Source organism: Rhodobacteraceae bacterium Araon29 (assembly GCA_039640505.1).
Taxonomy (GTDB): Bacteria; Pseudomonadota; Alphaproteobacteria; order Rhodobacterales; family Rhodobacteraceae; genus CABZJG01.
The window spans coordinates 3,642,800-3,659,197 of record CP046865.1 but is presented as its reverse complement, the minus strand read 5'-3'; the positions used below and the strand labels follow the sequence as shown (position 1 = coordinate 3,659,197).

22 protein-coding genes are annotated in these 16,398 nt (G+C 46.0%); 15 read left to right on the top strand and 7 right to left on the bottom strand.

Annotated features, from left to right (window positions below; translation table 11 throughout):
* Positions 1-147: 147 nt before the first annotated feature.
* The 3 genes from rpsT to mutM all read right to left on the bottom strand — a co-directional run bounded on the left by rpsT (position 148) and on the right by mutM (position 2,234).
* Entirely contained in the window at positions 148-411 is a 264-nt protein-coding gene (gene rpsT / locus GN278_17835; GenBank protein ID XAT62468.1) for a 30S ribosomal protein S20, read from the bottom strand.
* A 114-nt stretch (positions 412-525) separates the two neighbouring features.
* On the bottom strand, positions 526-1,302 hold the full coding sequence (locus tag GN278_17830; protein XAT62467.1) for an enoyl-CoA hydratase: 777 nt from the start codon (positions 1,300-1,302) through the stop codon (positions 526-528).
* Between the two features lie 80 nt (positions 1,303-1,382).
* A complete protein-coding gene (mutM, locus tag GN278_17825; GenBank protein XAT62466.1) occupies positions 1,383-2,234 on the bottom strand; it encodes a bifunctional DNA-formamidopyrimidine glycosylase/DNA-(apurinic or apyrimidinic site) lyase in 852 nt (283 codons plus the stop codon).
* A gap of 210 nt (positions 2,235-2,444) precedes the next feature.
* Between mutM and ubiE the strand changes: the two genes are divergently transcribed.
* Entirely contained in the window at positions 2,445-3,197 is a 753-nt protein-coding gene (gene ubiE, locus GN278_17820) for a bifunctional demethylmenaquinone methyltransferase/2-methoxy-6-polyprenyl-1,4-benzoquinol methylase UbiE (protein ID XAT62465.1), read from the top strand.
* Positions 3,198-4,730 (top strand): 2-polyprenylphenol 6-hydroxylase, encoded by a 1,533-nt coding sequence (gene ubiB / locus GN278_17815; GenBank protein XAT62464.1) that lies wholly within the window; start codon positions 3,198-3,200, stop codon positions 4,728-4,730.
* On the opposite strand, the gene GN278_17810 is transcribed toward ubiB, so the two are convergent.
* The 3 genes from GN278_17810 to GN278_17800 are packed head-to-tail and all read right to left on the bottom strand — an operon-like array spanning position 4,701 to position 8,312.
* Positions 4,701-5,591 (bottom strand): phosphotransferase, encoded by an 891-nt coding sequence (locus GN278_17810; GenBank protein XAT62463.1) that lies wholly within the window; start codon positions 5,589-5,591, stop codon positions 4,701-4,703. The two genes, ubiB and GN278_17810, sit on opposite strands and share 30 nt — an antisense overlap.
* A 57-nt stretch (positions 5,592-5,648) precedes the next feature.
* Entirely contained in the window at positions 5,649-6,251 is a 603-nt protein-coding gene (flgD, locus tag GN278_17805; GenBank protein ID XAT62462.1) for a flagellar basal body rod modification protein, read from the bottom strand.
* Positions 6,252-6,260: 9 nt separating this feature from the next.
* A complete protein-coding gene (locus GN278_17800; protein ID XAT62461.1) occupies positions 6,261-8,312 on the bottom strand; it encodes a hypothetical protein in 2,052 nt (683 codons plus the stop codon).
* 109 nt (positions 8,313-8,421) lie between these two features.
* Here GN278_17800 and GN278_17795 point away from each other — a divergent pair, with 109 nt between their 5' ends.
* The 6 genes from GN278_17795 (at position 8,422) to GN278_17770 (ending at position 11,696) form a co-directional block, all read left to right on the top strand.
* Positions 8,422-8,709 (top strand): chemotaxis protein chel, encoded by a 288-nt coding sequence (locus tag GN278_17795; protein ID XAT62460.1) that lies wholly within the window; start codon positions 8,422-8,424, stop codon positions 8,707-8,709.
* Positions 8,702-9,058 (top strand): hypothetical protein, encoded by a 357-nt coding sequence (locus tag GN278_17790; protein ID XAT62459.1) that lies wholly within the window; start codon positions 8,702-8,704, stop codon positions 9,056-9,058. The genes GN278_17795 and GN278_17790 overlap by 8 nt, the downstream gene beginning before the upstream one ends.
* Before the next feature lie 194 nt (positions 9,059-9,252).
* The gene (locus GN278_17785) at positions 9,253-10,077 is read left to right on the top strand and encodes a flagellin (protein XAT62458.1); all 825 of its coding nucleotides are present in this window, start codon (positions 9,253-9,255) and stop codon (positions 10,075-10,077) included.
* Between the two features lie 74 nt (positions 10,078-10,151).
* Entirely contained in the window at positions 10,152-10,514 is a 363-nt protein-coding gene (flaF, locus tag GN278_17780; GenBank protein ID XAT62457.1) for a flagellar biosynthesis regulator FlaF, read from the top strand.
* Complete coding sequence (flbT, locus tag GN278_17775) at positions 10,511-10,912, top strand: flagellar biosynthesis repressor FlbT (protein ID XAT62456.1); 402 nt, start codon at positions 10,511-10,513, stop codon at positions 10,910-10,912. The genes flaF and flbT overlap by 4 nt, the downstream gene beginning before the upstream one ends.
* Position 10,913: 1 nt before the next feature.
* The gene (locus GN278_17770; protein ID XAT62455.1) at positions 10,914-11,696 is read left to right on the top strand and encodes a DUF1217 domain-containing protein; all 783 of its coding nucleotides are present in this window, start codon (positions 10,914-10,916) and stop codon (positions 11,694-11,696) included.
* Here GN278_17770 and GN278_17765 read toward each other — a convergent pair.
* Positions 11,677-12,987, bottom strand: coding sequence for a FliI/YscN family ATPase (locus tag GN278_17765; protein ID XAT62733.1), 1,311 nt, complete (start codon positions 12,985-12,987; stop codon positions 11,677-11,679). The two genes, GN278_17770 and GN278_17765, sit on opposite strands and share 20 nt — an antisense overlap.
* Before the next feature lie 127 nt (positions 12,988-13,114).
* Between GN278_17765 and GN278_17760 the strand changes: the two genes are divergently transcribed.
* From GN278_17760 to flgA, 7 genes are read left to right on the top strand one after another with little or no spacing between them, the layout of a single operon-like run.
* Positions 13,115-13,504, top strand: a complete 390-nt coding sequence (locus tag GN278_17760; GenBank protein XAT62454.1) for a FlgB family protein — start codon at positions 13,115-13,117, stop codon at positions 13,502-13,504.
* A 16-nt stretch (positions 13,505-13,520) separates the two neighbouring features.
* Positions 13,521-13,898: a flagellar basal body rod protein FlgC gene (gene flgC / locus GN278_17755; GenBank protein XAT62453.1), complete on the top strand. Its 378-nt coding sequence runs from the start codon at positions 13,521-13,523 to the stop codon at positions 13,896-13,898.
* 9 nt (positions 13,899-13,907) lie between these two features.
* The gene (fliE, locus tag GN278_17750) at positions 13,908-14,195 is read left to right on the top strand and encodes a flagellar hook-basal body complex protein FliE (GenBank protein ID XAT62452.1); all 288 of its coding nucleotides are present in this window, start codon (positions 13,908-13,910) and stop codon (positions 14,193-14,195) included.
* Positions 14,195-14,464: a flagellar biosynthetic protein FliQ gene (locus GN278_17745; GenBank protein ID XAT62451.1), complete on the top strand. Its 270-nt coding sequence runs from the start codon at positions 14,195-14,197 to the stop codon at positions 14,462-14,464. Before fliE ends, GN278_17745 begins: the two co-directional genes overlap by 1 nt.
* Position 14,465: 1 nt before the next feature.
* The gene (locus tag GN278_17740) at positions 14,466-15,179 is read left to right on the top strand and encodes a flagellar hook-basal body complex protein (protein XAT62450.1); all 714 of its coding nucleotides are present in this window, start codon (positions 14,466-14,468) and stop codon (positions 15,177-15,179) included.
* A gap of 15 nt (positions 15,180-15,194) precedes the next feature.
* Positions 15,195-15,980 carry a flagellar basal-body rod protein FlgG gene (flgG, locus tag GN278_17735; protein ID XAT62449.1) on the top strand — a complete coding sequence of 262 codons (786 nt, stop codon included), beginning with the start codon at positions 15,195-15,197 and terminating at the stop codon, positions 15,978-15,980.
* Entirely contained in the window at positions 15,980-16,396 is a 417-nt protein-coding gene (gene flgA, locus GN278_17730) for a flagellar basal body P-ring formation protein FlgA (protein XAT62448.1), read from the top strand. Before flgG ends, flgA begins: the two co-directional genes overlap by 1 nt.
* Positions 16,397-16,398 lie beyond the last annotated feature (2 nt).

Sequence of the window (16,398 nt, the reverse complement as noted above, 5' to 3'; positions counted from 1 at the left end):
ATAACAATACTCTGGTAGAACGGGCAACAGAACTTCGAGCTTGACTCCGATAAAATAGGAAAAGAATCTCTTTTTAAATTTCAACACTCTGGAAAACACAAAATGCGCCGCTGGTGCGACGCATTTCAATCCATAAAAGGCTGCTATTTAAGCGATAGATTTTACCCGCGCTGATAAACGCGACATTTTTCTCGCTGCAGTGTTCTTATGGTAGATACCTTTAGTAACGCCCCGCATCAGTTCGGGCTGGGCCGAAACGAGTGCAGAACCTGCGGCTTCTTTATCACCGGATTCAATTGCTTCCTCAACACGACGCAAAAATGTGCGGATCCGCGAGCGGCGCGCTTTATTTATCTCACTGCGACGCTCGTTTTGGCGGGCGCGCTTTTTTGATTGGGGCGTATTAGCCATTCTTTATTTCCCGCTTTTTGGGTTCTATCACTTGAAGTCGCGTCTTTATGCCTGACTTAAGCGTGAGTCAACAGGGCTTTGGGATAATCAAGGCGAAAATTTTTATGGTTTTGTTTATTTATCGCGAAATTTGGCTTCTCTCTTTTCCATAAACGCAGCCATACCTTCTTTTTGGTCCTCTGTGGCGAATAATGAATGAAACACACGGCGCTCGAACAATAGGCCCTCTTGCAAAGTGGTTTCATATGAGCGGTTCACCATTTCTTTCACAGCCATGGCTGTGATCATTGACTTTTCTGCGATTTTAGTCGCTGCGCCCATCGCTTCGGTCATTAGGTTTTTAACCGGCACTATACGGCTAACGAGGCCGCATCTTTCCGCCTCTTCCGCTTCCATAAACCTGCCGGTCAAATTCATATCCATGGCTTTTGATTTGCCAATGAACTTTGTCAGTCGCTGTGTTCCACCGAGCCCCGGCGAAACCCCAAGATTAATTTCAGGCTGACCAAATTTGGCGGTGTCAGAGCAAATGATAAAATCACACATCATCGCAAGTTCACAGCCGCCGCCCAGCGCATAGCCAGATACAGCCGCAATAATAGGTTTGCGCACAGCTGTAATTCGGTCAGAGGCATCGGTGAAAAGATTGTCCGCAAACGCATCAACAAAACTTTTTTCGCTCATCATCTTAATGTCAGCACCGGCGGCAAACGCCTTTTCGGAACCAGTTAAGACGATGCAGCGCACCTTTTCATTTTTCTGTGCATCTGCCAAAGCATCGCATAACTCACCAAGCAGTTGGTCATTCAAAGCGTTTAAGGCAGTGGGGCGGTTTAACGTGATCAGCGCAATGTGATCTTCGACTTCGACGATTATCGTCTCATAGGCCATGAAACAGACTTTCGGTTGTTTCGATCAGAATTTACCCCTTAGCACATAAAGAAAAACCATGTCCAGAAATATGCGTGTGTCTACTTTTGGCAGTTTTTACAATAAAAACTCGATCTTCCGGATTGTACGATGCGTTGCACGGCATGGTCACAGCCATCGGTCAGGCAGGGCAAACCTTCGCGTCCATAGACATTGAAGGTGTGCTGAAAATAACCAAGCTCACCGTCAGCTTGACGAAAATCTCGCAATGACGAGCCACCCGCTTTTATCGCTTCGTCTAAAACTTGGCGTATGATCGGAACCAAGGCAGCAAGTCGCTTTTTTGACGTTTTTCCAGCTGGGCGCTCGGGTGAAATTCCAGCCCTGTAGAGCGCTTCGCATACATAAATATTGCCAAGCCCTGCCACAACTTTTTGATCCAAAAGAACGGATTTAATAGGCGAATTTTTTGTTTTGACGCGTTCTATAAGATAGGTTTCGTTGAATGCATTGCTCAAAGGTTCTGGGCCAATATCGCGCAGTAATGGGTGGTGATCTGCGCGATCAGTACATAGTAAATCCATAGCCCCAAACCGGCGCGGATCGTTGAAAGTTACCCGCGCCCCGTTATCAATATCAAAAACCACATGGTCATGCTTTTGCGCTGCTGGATGGTCGTGCACAAACTTCCCCAAAGGATCACCCGATATTAGTATTCTTCCAGACATTCCTAAATGGACCAGCAAGGTTTCACCGCTGGATAAATCTAACAGAATATATTTTGAACGGCGCCATAGCCTGTGAATTTTTTGTCCGTTAATTCGGCCCGCCATATTTTCTGGAAATGGCCATCTTAGATCTGGGCGGTTTACCTTTGCCTTTACAATAGTTCTGCCTTCTAAAACGGGCGCAAGGCCGCGCAGAACGGTTTCGACTTCGGGCAATTCAGGCATTTTTGGTCTTCCCGGTTTTGGCTCTATTGTCTATATAGCTTCGGACCAGTGCTTTCCAGAACTCTGTGGTGAAATTTCAATGCGGCTTGTCCTTCCAAGTCTGGTGTTATTTTCATCACTTAAAATGATGAACAAACAGGCGCAACTGCCGCATTGTATTCACGCCTGCTCATACTGTAAGTGTGTGTTGAAAAACGAGAGCGCCCGCATATGGCTAACCAGTCAGAGAAAACAACCCATTTTGGATTTGAGACGGTGTCCGAGTCGGAAAAAGCAGGCCGTGTCCAAGGCGTTTTCGGCAGTGTTGCCTCGCGCTATGATATCATGAATGACGTGATGTCCGGCGGAATTCACCGGCTTTGGAAAGACGCAATGATGGATTGGCTGGCCCCGCGCTCAGGGCAAAAGCTATTGGATGTTGCAGGTGGAACGGGGGACATTGCCTATCGCTTTTTAAAACGTGCAGGACAAGGTCACGCAACAGTTTTGGATTTAACCGAAGAAATGCTTGTCGAGGGGCGTAAACGCGCTGAAGCCAGTCAGATGATTGATCAACTGGATTGGTCGGTTGGAGATGCAATGGCCCTGCCGTTTCCCGACAATAGCTTTGACGTCTATACAATCAGTTTTGGTATTCGCAATGTCACGCGGCCTCAAGATGCATTGAACGAAGCGTTTCGGGTTCTTCGGCCGGGCGGCCGTCTAATGGTTCTAGAGTTTTCTCAAATTCCAAACCCGGCGATGCAATGGGCTTATGATAAATATTCCTTCAATCTAATTCCTTTAATGGGCCAGTTGATTGCAAATGACCGTGACAGCTATCAATATCTGGTTGAGTCTATTCGAAAGTTCCCGGATCAAGAGACATTTTTGAAAATGGTGCGGTCTGCGGGCTTTGAAAATGCCAAATATCGTAACTTAACAGCAGGGGTAGCTTGCTTGCATTCGGGGTGGAAAATTTAGGTGCGGGGACCTCACAACATATGGCGGTTGGTCCGTACGGGTGCAACGTTTGAGCGAACGGGCGCGATGCAGGTTGTTCTGGATGCGGTTGAAGCCCCGCAGTCGCTGCGATTGGCTGCACGTATATTGGGCTGGCCGTTCAAATGGCTGGGGCTAAAGGGTGACCCGACAATGCCGCCTGCCACGCGCGCACTTACATCATTGGGGCCTGCCTATATCAAGTTTGGTCAGATTTTATCCACCCGGCCAGATGTGGTTGGTGAAGATTTGGCGCTTCAATTGCGTGTTTTGCAAGATAAGCTGCCACCTTTTTCGATAGAGCAAGCCAAAGCGAGTTTTCTTGAAGAAACAGGATCTGATCCCGACGTCGTATTTTCCGACTTTAGTGAGCCTGTTGCGGCAGCATCAATCGCGCAAGTTCACAAAGCGCAAATTCGGGAAACAGATGAGCAGGTCGCGGTTAAAGTCCTGCGTCCAAAAATTGAAAAGGCATTTCAGAAAGATATTGATGCATTTTATTTTGCAGCTCGATTGATTGAAATGTTGTCACCATCTTCTCGGCGGTTGCGCCCTATCGAAGTGATCACCCATTTTGAAGGTGTTGTACAAGGTGAGCTTGACCTTAGATTGGAAAGTTCAGCGGCCTCTGAATTTGCAGCGAACACTAAAAATGACAGTGGTTTTCAGTTACCATCCATTCAATGGACACTATCCAGCCGACGTGTGATGACCCTCGATTGGGTTGGCGGAACACCACTGGGTGATAATGACGCCCTCGAGGCGGCAGGACATAACTGCGCCGAGCTAGGGGAGCGTGTCCTGCAATTGTTTTTAAAACACGCATTGCGTGATGGTTATTTTCACGCTGATATGCATCAAGGCAATTTAAAGGTTTCTGAAAGCGGTGATATCGTTGCCTATGACTTTGGTATCATGGGTCATATCGATGAGTATACCAGACGGGTTTATGCAGAAATTCTATTTGGCTTCATTCGCAGAGACTACAAGCGTGTTGCCGAGGTTCACTTTGAAGCCGGCTATGTTCCAGCTGATCGCGATGTTGACGAATTTGCGCGCGCGTTACGCGCCGTTGGTGAACCGATTTTTGGCATGGATGCAACGCGAATTTCAATGGGCCGGTTATTGAGCTACCTTTTTGAGGTTACCGAACGGTTTGGTATGGAAACCCGTACCGAACTGATCCTACTTCAGCGCACTATGGTGGTTGTTGAGGGCGTCGCACGATCGCTTAATCCACAGATAAATATCTGGCAGGTTGCTCGGCCTGTTGTTGAAGATTATATCCGCCAAAGTATTGGCCCAAAGGCCGTTTTACATGATTTGGCTAAAACTGCGCGGGTTTTGTCGCGGTTCGGACCTCGATTGCCACAATTGGTCGAAAGAGCTTTGGTCCGGCAATCTGAGGTTTATGAACCAGAGCGGAAGAAGCGCAATGGTTTTTTACCAATTTGGATCGTCATGTCACTAATTGGTGGGGCTTTGCTAAGCTATTTTGGCATGAGGTTTTTCTAGGGCAGAAATCTCAAGCTCTAGCGGCCTTTGATAGGCTGAATTTCCATGTTCAACCTGCCACAGACAATAAGCAGCGATTCGCCACGAATACCAAGCGCGCAAATCTAAAAAGCGGGACTTATCAAACGCTGCAGAGTATTTAGCGTAACTGCTTATAAAAGAAGAAACCTCGACATCAGGCAAAATGGATTGACAATAAAGCCACTGCATTGCGGGCGATAGAAAATGGCATAAGTCTTCGGCTGGATCGCCAAAGGCAGGGCACTGCCAATCAATTAATTTTGCCTTGCCTTCACTCACAATAATGTTTGCAGGAACAGGATCGGCGTGGATCATCCGCCGCTGTGAAACGAACGTAACATAGGTATCAGGCATAAGGTTTCGAAGCCGCATTTTGGTAGGGGTTTGACACATGCCAAGTATATGCAGCCCATCTTCGCCAATTTGCTCAGAGCCAACGGACGCATCGCGCAAACCATCTAAGGCTGGTAACTGGTGCAACTGCGCCAAGCATTGAGCGATCAGTTTAACTTGGTCTTCAAGGATGGTGCCTGAAATATGCTCATAGACCAGACAAGGGCCAACCGATGTTTCAATAAATGCAACAGGTGTTGGACTAAGCCCATGTGGCGCCAAGGCCTTTAGGCATGTGTGTTCACCCAAAGGATCATTTGCAAATAGGGGGTTTTCCCAAGGGTCTTTTGGATAGAGCTTTACACATAAATCCAAATCATTATTCGTTCTTAAGTGCCAAACACGATTTGACCGCCCCCCCGCCAGTTGGGTCCATTCCGCGGGGGCCTTTAATATCCCATGATCTATCAGTTCATGCGTCAGCTGTTCGGTTGGCAAGCTTTCCATACCCCCTATGTAATTATCTGCAATAGGATAGGGTACGCCTTGACGCAAGCTTGAGTTTTAATCTCTTACAGCGGAAATTGTTTTTGGATCGGCCACCAATCCTCCTGAAAAAATGATGCTATACTGACCTTCTTCAAACTGCACCTCTTTAACTTTTTGATAGGCTGCCATCTCTGTTTCACCCTGACTGGCATCCTTTTTGAATGTCTCAACAAAGAATTGATAGGTTCCGCTTTCTGCAATTTCGCCAGCTGTATCCTCACCCTGCCAGTTATATTCTTTGGTATCATTGGATATCAGTTTTCGAAAGATAACGGACCCGGCTTCGTTTTTTACAACCAACTCTGCCCGTTCAGTACTTTCAGGCATAGATATGGCAATATCAATTGATGTCCCGGAAAAATGCGCAGGTCCTGTCACTTTGGCAAACTTACCGATCCAGTTTGTAAATGACAAAAGGTCAGAGGACCCTAAATGGGTTTTAATTGTTTCGAGGTGATTGTTGCTGAGAACCTGTTGTTCAACGGAGGAAAAAGCGGCCAATTGACTGGCAAAACTTGCTGAATCCATCGGATCCATCGGATCTTGATTTTTTAGCTGTGTGGTTAGCATTTTGACAAAAGTTTCAAAATCTACTTTGGGGCTTGCTGCAATATCCATAAGTTAGCCTTACAATCTGATGTCTACGGCAGTGGAGAGAGAATAGTCATAGGCGGTGATCGGCCCGTTTTGCGCCTGCGACTGTTGCTGGTTCGCCGTGTCTATGTCTTCCCTTGCTTTTGCAGGGTTATTTTTTGATTTTTGTTGATCGGACTGACCGTCGCAAGAAAAATCAATGTCAGAATATCCCAAGCGTTCAAATTCTTTGGTCAGCACATCCATGTGGCGCCGAACAAGCGCAGCAGTTTCATCGCGTTCCGCTAGAATGACGATAGATAACCCTGACTTGTCGTGGGATTGAAACCTAAATTCTACTTTGCCAAGATCCTTTGGCGACAGCATAATATCAATTTTTCCATCCCCCTTTATGACCAACTGATCAATCAATTTGGGCGTAATTTGCTGCATCATTGGATGGTGGGTTTTTTCAGAGCCCAAAACCGTTTGAAGGGTTGTTTTGCCTACATCAGATTGAGGTGCAAGGTTTATTTCCAGATCAACCTGTTCGACTTTCGTTACCGAAAAAGACGGCTTAAAAATTGAATTGCTCTTTGATTGCTGCAAAAAAACAGGCGCGAGTTGCTCTGAAATGTTGGTTTTGCCGAGCCGTGATTTTGCTTGCTCACCATTATTTGTGGCAATTTCCAAAGTCTCTCTTCTAGACAAGGGCTCGAAATAGTGTTGGGGCCATGCCTCGCTCTTCGAGCTGAATTTTTGAAGATTTGATAAACCCTGGTTATCACTAAAATCGAGATAACTGCGGCTTGGGTGACGGCTTTCAGTTTTCGCATTGTCGATGAAAGTTTCTGTTTTGGATAATGGCACGATATAATTATGGTTCAATCCAACTCTTTCTGAACCAGTGGTGTGTTGAGTTGATAAAAATGTGTTGGCACTCGGTTGAGTATAGTTCTGGCTTGGGCGACCACTTTCAATTTCAATCACATTGTTGGTTGTTAATTTTGGTTGTGGGGGCTGTCCAATAGAATCCAATGGTTCTTGGGTTTCAGAAGGGATGGGATTGAGCGGACCTACTTTGGGGTTCAAACCATATTGCTCATCGCCTTTTATCAATTGTGCAGGAGCTTTTTTGATTACCTTTGACTCCATTAAACCGTTCTCAGCGGGATGCTCTTGAGGTGTGTGTTTTGACAAATTTGTATAGCTGCCAATAGGTAAATCCGGTGATCTGTTCAATTGCTCCAATGGCTTTAAACCTGCGCCTGTATCGGGTTGATCGGGTGCCACGATGTCAGCTTTTGAATTTGGTTGATGTGTTGCTGCGCCGACTAAATCACTGGTTGATCTAAAAGAAATACTGGTTTCTGCACTCGCTTTTTCCTTATCCACCGAGGAGGAAGAGCTGACATCAGAGCCCTGACTTTTTGATTGGGTTAGAGTAAAGAGCGATGGGTTCATTGAGTGAGGATTTGAACAGGATTGGATTTGGTTTGGTCGAGTATTTTCAGGCGAGGGTGCGAGCAGGTTTGAAATTTGAAAAGCAAAGTCGGTTAGTCTTTGATACGGTGATTGAGTTGGGATTTGAGTGGAATGTATGCTCATTTGATTTTTCAGTTGGGCAGAAGGAGCAAGGCCATCTTTATTTATGTCTAATTGTATGGGGTCCCCAAAATGTTTCGTAACTTCAGTATAATCAGTAGTTGAAGTAAACTTTGCGTCCGGCGCGGCGTCTTTTTTATCCAATTTTTCAGAGATTGGGTTTTCTTTGCCGACTAAATGAAAAAATAATTGCCTAACGGCGTGGTGCTCGGTTGGGGAAGGAAAGAAAGTTATCATAGCCGCTTTCAATGCGACCGAGTCGTCAAGTAATGCGTTGAAGTCATCTGAACCCAACCCATTTAAAAAATTGAAAAACTCGTTCCCTTCAAAGCTATCAAGGATGCTTTCTGATAGGAATGCGGCTTTGCCATTAGGCGGATTTGGGTCATCTAAGGGATGCAATTTAGAAAGGAAATCTTGGAACTTGGAACTTTTTCCTTCAGCACCGGGCTTTTTGCATGCCAGAAAACTGTCTGCTGCCACTAAGTCTGTTACGTTCATTGACTAAAAAACTCCACTCAATTGATTCTCTCACTATCCAATAAGTTGGTTACCGCTTCTTTACTGATTGTGATGCAAAGTGGAAAAATCAATGCAATTGGAGCTATTCATGACCGATTTTTCAACCCTTCCTTCATTGTCGACACCCCCCAAGGGCGCAGAAAACGAAATTAAAATGCGAAAGATCGCGCAACAATTAGAAGGGTGTTTTTTGGCTGAGATGCTAAAGGCCGCTAAATTTGGACAGATTCAAAAATCTTATAATGGCGGTGCTGGCGAAGAACAGTTTCAGTCTTTTCTAACCCAAGAGCACGCTCAAGCAATTGCTAGAACTCAAAGTATTGGATTGGCCGAGCATATTTTTCTTTCCTTAAAGGCTGGTGGCCAAATTGACTAAACAATTTGAAGATCATCGTCAAAAGACGCTCGATATATTGGCGCGTGAGCGTGCGATTTTAAAAGCTGGCGAATTTCATAAGCTGGCTGATTTACATAAGTCCAAGTCAGAGGTTTTTGAACATTTACAAGCTAGATTTGTTGGTGACCCAAAAGATTGGGAAGTGGTTCAGCACACCTTGCGGCGCAACCAAAAATTGATCCAGGCCAGTCTTAGTGGGCTTCATTATGCAGCTCAGAAACTACACGAGTTTGGCCAAATCCAAGACTGCTTAACCACCTATAACCCCAAGGGACAGTTGCAAACCGTGACCACTGACACAGGAAATAGACTAGAAAAACAAGCGTAAATTAATTGTATCAAATTCAATTTACATAGTTGGGCTTATTAGGATTCTATTAGCATATCTTTGGGCAAGTTAGGGGCGCATCATGTGGGATGGCGTTGCCGGTATTTGGCAGCAGATGTCAGAATGACAATTCAAAGCCCGGAGTGGGCTCTATTATGGTCGATGCGAAAGCATCCAGTGAAAAGGAAATAAAAATGTCTAGTATTCTGACAAATAATTCGGCGATGGTTGCGTTGCAAAATCTAAAGCAGATCAATCAAAACCTCGCCACTACTCAAAACGAAATTTCCACTGGGAAAAAGATTTCAAAGGCGCAGGATAACTCTGCGATGTGGGCAATATCCAAGGTAATGGAGTCCGATGTTAGCGGCTTTAAAGCGGTTTCATCTGCTCTTGCTCTTGGAGAATCTACTGTTGCGGTTGCGTCAACCGGCGCCGAAAAAATCACAGACCTGCTGAAGGAGATAAAGGAAAAAGTTGTCGCGGCAACGGGAAGTAATGTTGATCACTCAAAGATTGGTAGTGATGTGACCGAGTTGAAAGACCAAGTGACATCCATTATCGCCGCATCACAATTTAATGGCACAAACCTATTGAACTCTGCAGGTGGCGACATCACGATTTTATCCTCTTTGGATAGGGACAATTCAGGCACAGTGACAGCGTCAAATATTACTATTACTGCGGTTGATTTTGAGGCCAATCTGGATTTGGCCACAATAGATGTGACGAGTGCCGCAACTGCGGAAGCATCTTTGGAACAGATAGAGAGCCTTATTCAAAAGGCGGTTGATGGGGCGGCGGGGTTGGGGGCTTCTATCAAACGTATCCAATCGCAAAACGACTTTGTGAGCAAAATTATGGATTCAATGAAAGCTGGTATTGGGTCAATAGTTGATGCAGATATGGAAGAAGCCTCAGCCCGACTTCAAGCGCTGCAGGTCCAACAACAACTTGGTGTTCAGTCGCTTGGCATAGCAAATAAAGCACCGCAAACTTTGTTGTCACTATTCCGCTAAAGCAAACTTAATTTAGGGGCTGTTTCGCCCCTAATTCTTTTAGTTTTTGAAAAGGACATTTTGTGAACGGATTTATGGCTGCAGAGATCGCCTATAATAAAGAGGCAGGTTTGGTTCAGGCACCGCGTCAGGCGGAATATGCTATTTTTGCAAAAATTACACATTGCTTGTCGGCAACCGAAAAACAAAAACACGAGGCTTTTGCCGACTATATATACGCTTTGCACCAAAATCGTAAACTATGGTCTACCATTGCGCGTGACGTTGCAGATAATGAAAATAAACTTTCTCCGGCGCTGAGAGCACAAATTTTTTACTTGGCAGAATTTACTCATGTTCACACCAGTAAAATCCTGTCTGACAATGCCGCATTACAGCCCCTAATTGATGTAAATCTTGCAATTATGCGTGGGCTAACAGTTGGGACATCAAAATGACTGGATTGGTTTTAAAGCTTCGACCCAAAGAACGCGTTCTTATAAATGGCGCTGTCATTGAAAATGGAGATCGGCGAAGCAAGTTTTCGGTTCTAACACCAGATGCAAAGATTTTGCGACTACGTGATGCGCTTCACCCAGATGAGGTTACCACCCCTGTGCGTCGGGTGTGCTATGCAGCTCAGCTCATCCTAACCGGGGATAGCAAAGCCGAAGACACCCAGTTAAAGCTGTTGCGTAGAATTGAGGAACTCAGTCAAATACTCACAGATGGAGATAGCCGTGCACAATTGGCCAGCGCCACAAGCGCATTGATTGACGGACAACACTACCAATGCCTAAAATCGCTACGGTCTTTATTATCCCGCGAACAAAGACTGTTGGTGGCAAGGAATTGAAATGAGCTTTTCGCCAGTTTTACCAACGACTGGAATAAGCGGCTGGTTATTTCTTAATCGAACGTTAGATGCTCAAACGCTGGCCTTTAATACATCGGCTAATAACCAAAGAGATATCAATTATTTCCAAAAAGAGTTGCCCAAAATCACATCTATCGAAGAATTAGTGGACAACCACAGATTGCTGCGTGTAGCTTTGGGCTCGGTTGGGCTTAGTGCTGACATCAAAAACAAAGCGTTTATCAAAAAAGTTATTGCAAGTGATCTTCAAGATCCAAAATCACTTGCGAATAGATTGTCAGATATGCGGTACAAAAGGCTTGCCAGCGCATTTGGCGCTCTTGGCGCTAAACAGCCGATAAATTCGCAATCTATTGATCAAGCTGCCGATAAATACCTTAGGCTTTCATTTGAGGCCGCGCTGGGCAAAAAAGACAACACCATGCGATTGGCGCTATATGCAAAAAGGGAACTTGCGGAACTGGCGTTGGAAAAGAGTTCCGATAGGACAAAATTTTACAAAATCCTCGGCAGCCCCCAACTTAGAGAGTTGTTTGAAACCTATCTTCGGTTGCCCAAAGGCTTTGCTAGGTTGGATTTGGAAAAACAGGTTGAAGTATTTCAAAGCAAAATAGATAGCCGCTTTGGTTTTGCGTCTATCAGTAAATTCAGTGAGATCAAAAACCAGAACAAATTGATCGAAGGTTATCTATTTCAATCTGAATTAAACACTGGGGCTGCGATGACATCGCAAGATATCTCACTTATGCTTTTGCGTTCTTAATTGCAGTATACAGCTGAGTTGTGCGCAGCAATGTGAAAAGCTTTTGATAACTTTGCTCAATTGTTCCTGGCTCTTTTAGTCCAATAAAGCTGTCCAAATCTTTCCAAATTTTCACAGCATCATCCAAGTCACTATCCTGTCCGGCAACATAAAGACCTGCTTGTATCATCGTTTCAGACCTTTGATACTTTCCAAGTAGATTACGCATGACAATCAGTGCTTCATTTTGGGATTGGCTAGCAGCTTCAGGAAGCGATCGTGATACAGATCGTAGCAAATCAATTGCGGGAAAGCGGCCTCTCTCTGCAACTTCGCGGTCCAAAACGACATGACCATCCAAAACGCTGCGCAAAATATCTGCGATCGGTTCGTCCATATCAGAGCCGGCAACCAGAACACTAAATATGGCGGTGATATCACCAGATGTGCCAGAGCCTGGACCAGCGCGTTCACAAAGTGACATAATTTTATGGGCTGTTGAGGCCGGATATCCGCGCAGTGTTGGCAATTCACCCATGTTTAAAGCCACCTCGCGATGTGCTTCGGCAAATCTGGTAATACTGTCGGCAAAATAAACCACATGTTTGCCCTGATCGCGGAAATACTCGGCCACACTCATGGCGCTTTGGGCCGATCTACGCCGCAGTAGCGGTGCCATATCAGAGGTTGCGGCAACAACAACGCAGCGCTTCATACTTTCTGGTCCCAAGGTGGTCTTTACAAAATCACGCAGTTCTCGTCCTCGTTCTCCGATCAGAGCCAGAACGATTAAGTCAGCCTCCAAGCTTTGGACTAATTGTGCAATTAAGCGCGACTTACCTACACCTGACCCGGCAAATAATCCAAGCCGTTGCCCGCGTACAATCGGTAGAGCGGTGTTGAATACACAAAACCCAGTGGTCATTGCATTGCCAAGCGCTCGCCTTTCAATGGCACGTTGCGGTGCGGTCTCGATAGGGAACTCTTTTAATCCGGGAAGTAGGGGTTCGCCGTCAAGCGGTCGTCCCAATGGGTCAATCACCCGCCCAATCCAACTGTCATCAGGACAAAATCGTAGCGAAGGCATCAACCGTACCGGATGGCCAAGTTTTACGCCACTCAGCTCATCTTCACACATCATAGAAACGCAGGCTTTATTGATTTTAATTACCTCTCCTTCAAGAGGTGGCTCATTTTCGCGAACCAAATGCAGACGATTGCCAAGAGCAGCATGATGCCCCAAGCCTGAAACTTCTATAGTGCCCCCGGATATTTTGTTTACCCGTCCAAGCAGCGCTTTTGGCGTCGTCATCGACAGCAAGACCTTAAGATTTTCCAGATTATTTTTGCTCACTGAACGCTCCTGACATGTTCTGCAAACCCTTTTTAAACGAATCATCCTTAAACCTTGGTTGATATTGATCGAGGGAGAAGCCCCGATGTTTCAAAAAGTGGATTTATTCAGACTGGCCTCGGGCATGGCAGAACATGCAGGCCGGCGCCAAACCATTGCCGCGCGTAATTTGGCAAACTCAGATACGCCCGATTTTCGAGCCAAAGACCTTGCACCTTTTACCACCCAAACGGCGTCCGGTGATCGTTTCCGAGCTTGGCATACGACCCGGCAAGGTCACCTGAACCCAGACATGAAAACCTCAAGTTCAGTGGCAGAAGTTTATGATGACGCTGGATACCGAGAACCCAATGGAAACTCGGTTTCTGTCGAAAATGAAATGCTCCGCTCGGTTGATATTCGCCGCCAGCATGACCATTCCATCGCAATTTACCGCAGCACGCTTTCTATTTTGCGAACCAGCCTTGGGCGATAGAGAAAGGACATAATATATGAGCGATTTTCATGCTGCTATGACCATTTCGACAAGTGGTTTAAGGGCGCAATCGGCGCGGCTTCAACGGGTCTCGGAAAATATTGCCAATGTAGATACGCCCGGCTTCCGGCGCAAATCAATTCAGTTCAAAGCGCATGAAAACGGGGGGGTCAAGGTGGGGCAAACTATTTTGGATAAAGCCCAGCTGGAAAGGGTTTTTGACCCCTCACACCCGATGGCAGAACAGAGCGGTTATTATCAAGGATCAAACGTCAATTTGATTTACGAAATTGCCGATGCCCGCGAAGCCCAGCGCAGTTATGAAGCCAATTTAAAGCTCTTTGATCAAACTCGGCAGATGGCCTCTAGCCTCTTAGATTTACTGCGAAATTAAGGATAGAAAATGGACGTTTCTGCAAGTTTTGGCGCTAAACAATATCTGGGGTCTCGCCCCGCCACGCAGCCCGAAAAAAGCTTAGATGGGCCAAGTGAGCTCTCTCGGGCAGGAAAAAGTTTTGTTCAAACCCTACAGCAGAGTGAAACGGCGGCATTTTCGGCTGCAAACGGACAAGCAGATACACATGCTCTGGTTCAGGCCTTGGTGCAATCTGAACTTGCTGTCGAAACAGCTGTCACAGTGCGCAACAAGGTTGTCGAAGCCTATCAAGAAATTCTTAGGATGTCTGTTTGATGTTAGAGCAAGGCGTTTTTTTTGATGTACTCCGGCAAAGCCTTTGGATTGCGGTCACCATATCTATTCCAATACTGGCCGTAGCTCTTTTTGTGGGTCTGGCAATTGGGCTACTGCAAGCTTTGACATCTGTGCAAGAAATGACACTGACATTTGTTCCAAAACTCACGGCGATTGTCGTTACTTTCTGGTTTTCTATGGGCTTTATGACCCAAAGCTTGGTTTCCTTTTTCCAAGGTCCTCTGCTCACACTGATCATTGGGGGATAATATGGATATTGCCAATTATACCACCCTGTCCCGCCAAGTTGGGCTCATGCGTGAAATGAATTTAATCGCAAATAATATCGCAAATGCAACCACCACAGGCTACCGCCAACAAGGGCTTATTTTTTCTGAATATTTGACTAAAGGGTCCGAGAATACGTTGGTTTCAATGGCCAATGGGAACGTCGCAAGAACGTCTTTCACACAAGGCGCATTTCAACAAACCGGAAACCCTTTGGACGTCGCAATCGAAGGTGATGGGTTCTTTTTAATCGACACCCCACAGGGCGAACGACTGACACGATCTGGCAGTTTTTTTCTTAGCTCTGAGGGCAATTTGATCACGGCGCAAGGCTTTGCAGTCTTGGACCAAGCGCAAACAAAGATATTCCTGCCGCCGGATGCGAAAGAAATTAATATCGCTTCAGACGGAACTCTTAGCACCGATGGTCAAATTTTGGGCCAAATCGCTCTCATGAAACCCGCTGGCGCGCAAGATGTCACAAGAGAAGACGGAGTAAAGTTTGCATTCCAAGACGCGGCAATGCCGGCTGAAAATACCCGTGTGCTTCAAGGTTTTCTTGAAAAGTCCAATACAGATCCTTTGCAACAAATCGCCCGAATGATTGAGGTACAAAGAGCCTATGAAATGGGTCAGAGCTTTCTGACTGCAGAAGACGAACGCATCAAAAAAGCCATTGATGTTCTAGCAACCTAATAATCGGAGATAACCATGCGCGCCCTACAAATTGCCGCAACCGGAATGAGTGCTCAACAAATGCGGGTTGAGGTCATTTCAAATAATCTGTCGAATATGAGTACGACCGGATTTAACCCAAGACGTGCCGAATTTTCCGATCTGCATTATCAGCAAATGGCAAGACCAGGCTCTGTCAATGCAGCGGACGGAAGCGTTCTGCCAACTGGAATTCAACTGGGCTTAGGGGTGCGGCCAGCTGCCGTATCCGTTATGCTTTCGCAGGGCGCATTATCAGCCACAGGCGGCGACTTGGATTTAGCAATCGAAGGAAAAGGATATCTTGAGGTGCAACTGGCCTCAGGGCAGACGGCCTATACAAGAGACGGCGCTCTAAAACGAAATGAAGAGGGTTTAATTGTCACCTCAGACGGGTTTCCAGTTTCGCCGGAAATTGTCATCCCTGATGATGCCAGAAGCATTTCAATCAACGCAGACGGGGAAGTTTATACTTATCATGCTGACACTGCCGACGGGCAGTTGATGGGACAAATTACACTTTCAGGATTTTCCAATTCCAAAGGATTAGAGGCGATCGGCAGCAATCTTTTTCTCGAAACATCCGCATCTGGCGCTCCAATGACGGCTATGCCGGGGCAGGACGGTTTAGGCACTTTAAGACAGGGTTATTTAGAAGACAGTTCTGTGGACGCTGTTCAAGAGATAACAGATTTAATCGAAGCCCAGCGCGGGTATGAGTTGAATGCAAAGGTCATTTCAGCAGCGGATGAAATGTTGGCCGCCACGACACAAGTCCGCTGATGATGAAATTTTTTTTCATCCTTATGCTGATCACCGGGCCTCTTTTGGCAGAAACAATTGTCCCGATCAGAACGCTCGCCCCAGGTCGGGTGATTTTAGAAAGTGACCTCATCCAATCAGAAAATTCTGTTCTGGGCGCCCTTTCAAAGTTAAGCTCAATCACTGGCAAGGAAGCGCGGATAGCCCTCTATGCAAACCGGCCAATTTTCCCAGAGGATTTAAGAGAACCGGCAATTATAAAGCGAAACCAAATTGTGACGCTTGTTTTCCAGCAAAACATGATCTCGATATCGACCCAAGGCCGAGCCTTGGCCCGAGGGGGCATTGGCGAAAAAATCAAAGTGATGAACAGCACTTCAAAAACCGTTGTAATCGGCCAAGTACAGCCCGATGGCTCTATTTGGGTAACCTATTGAGA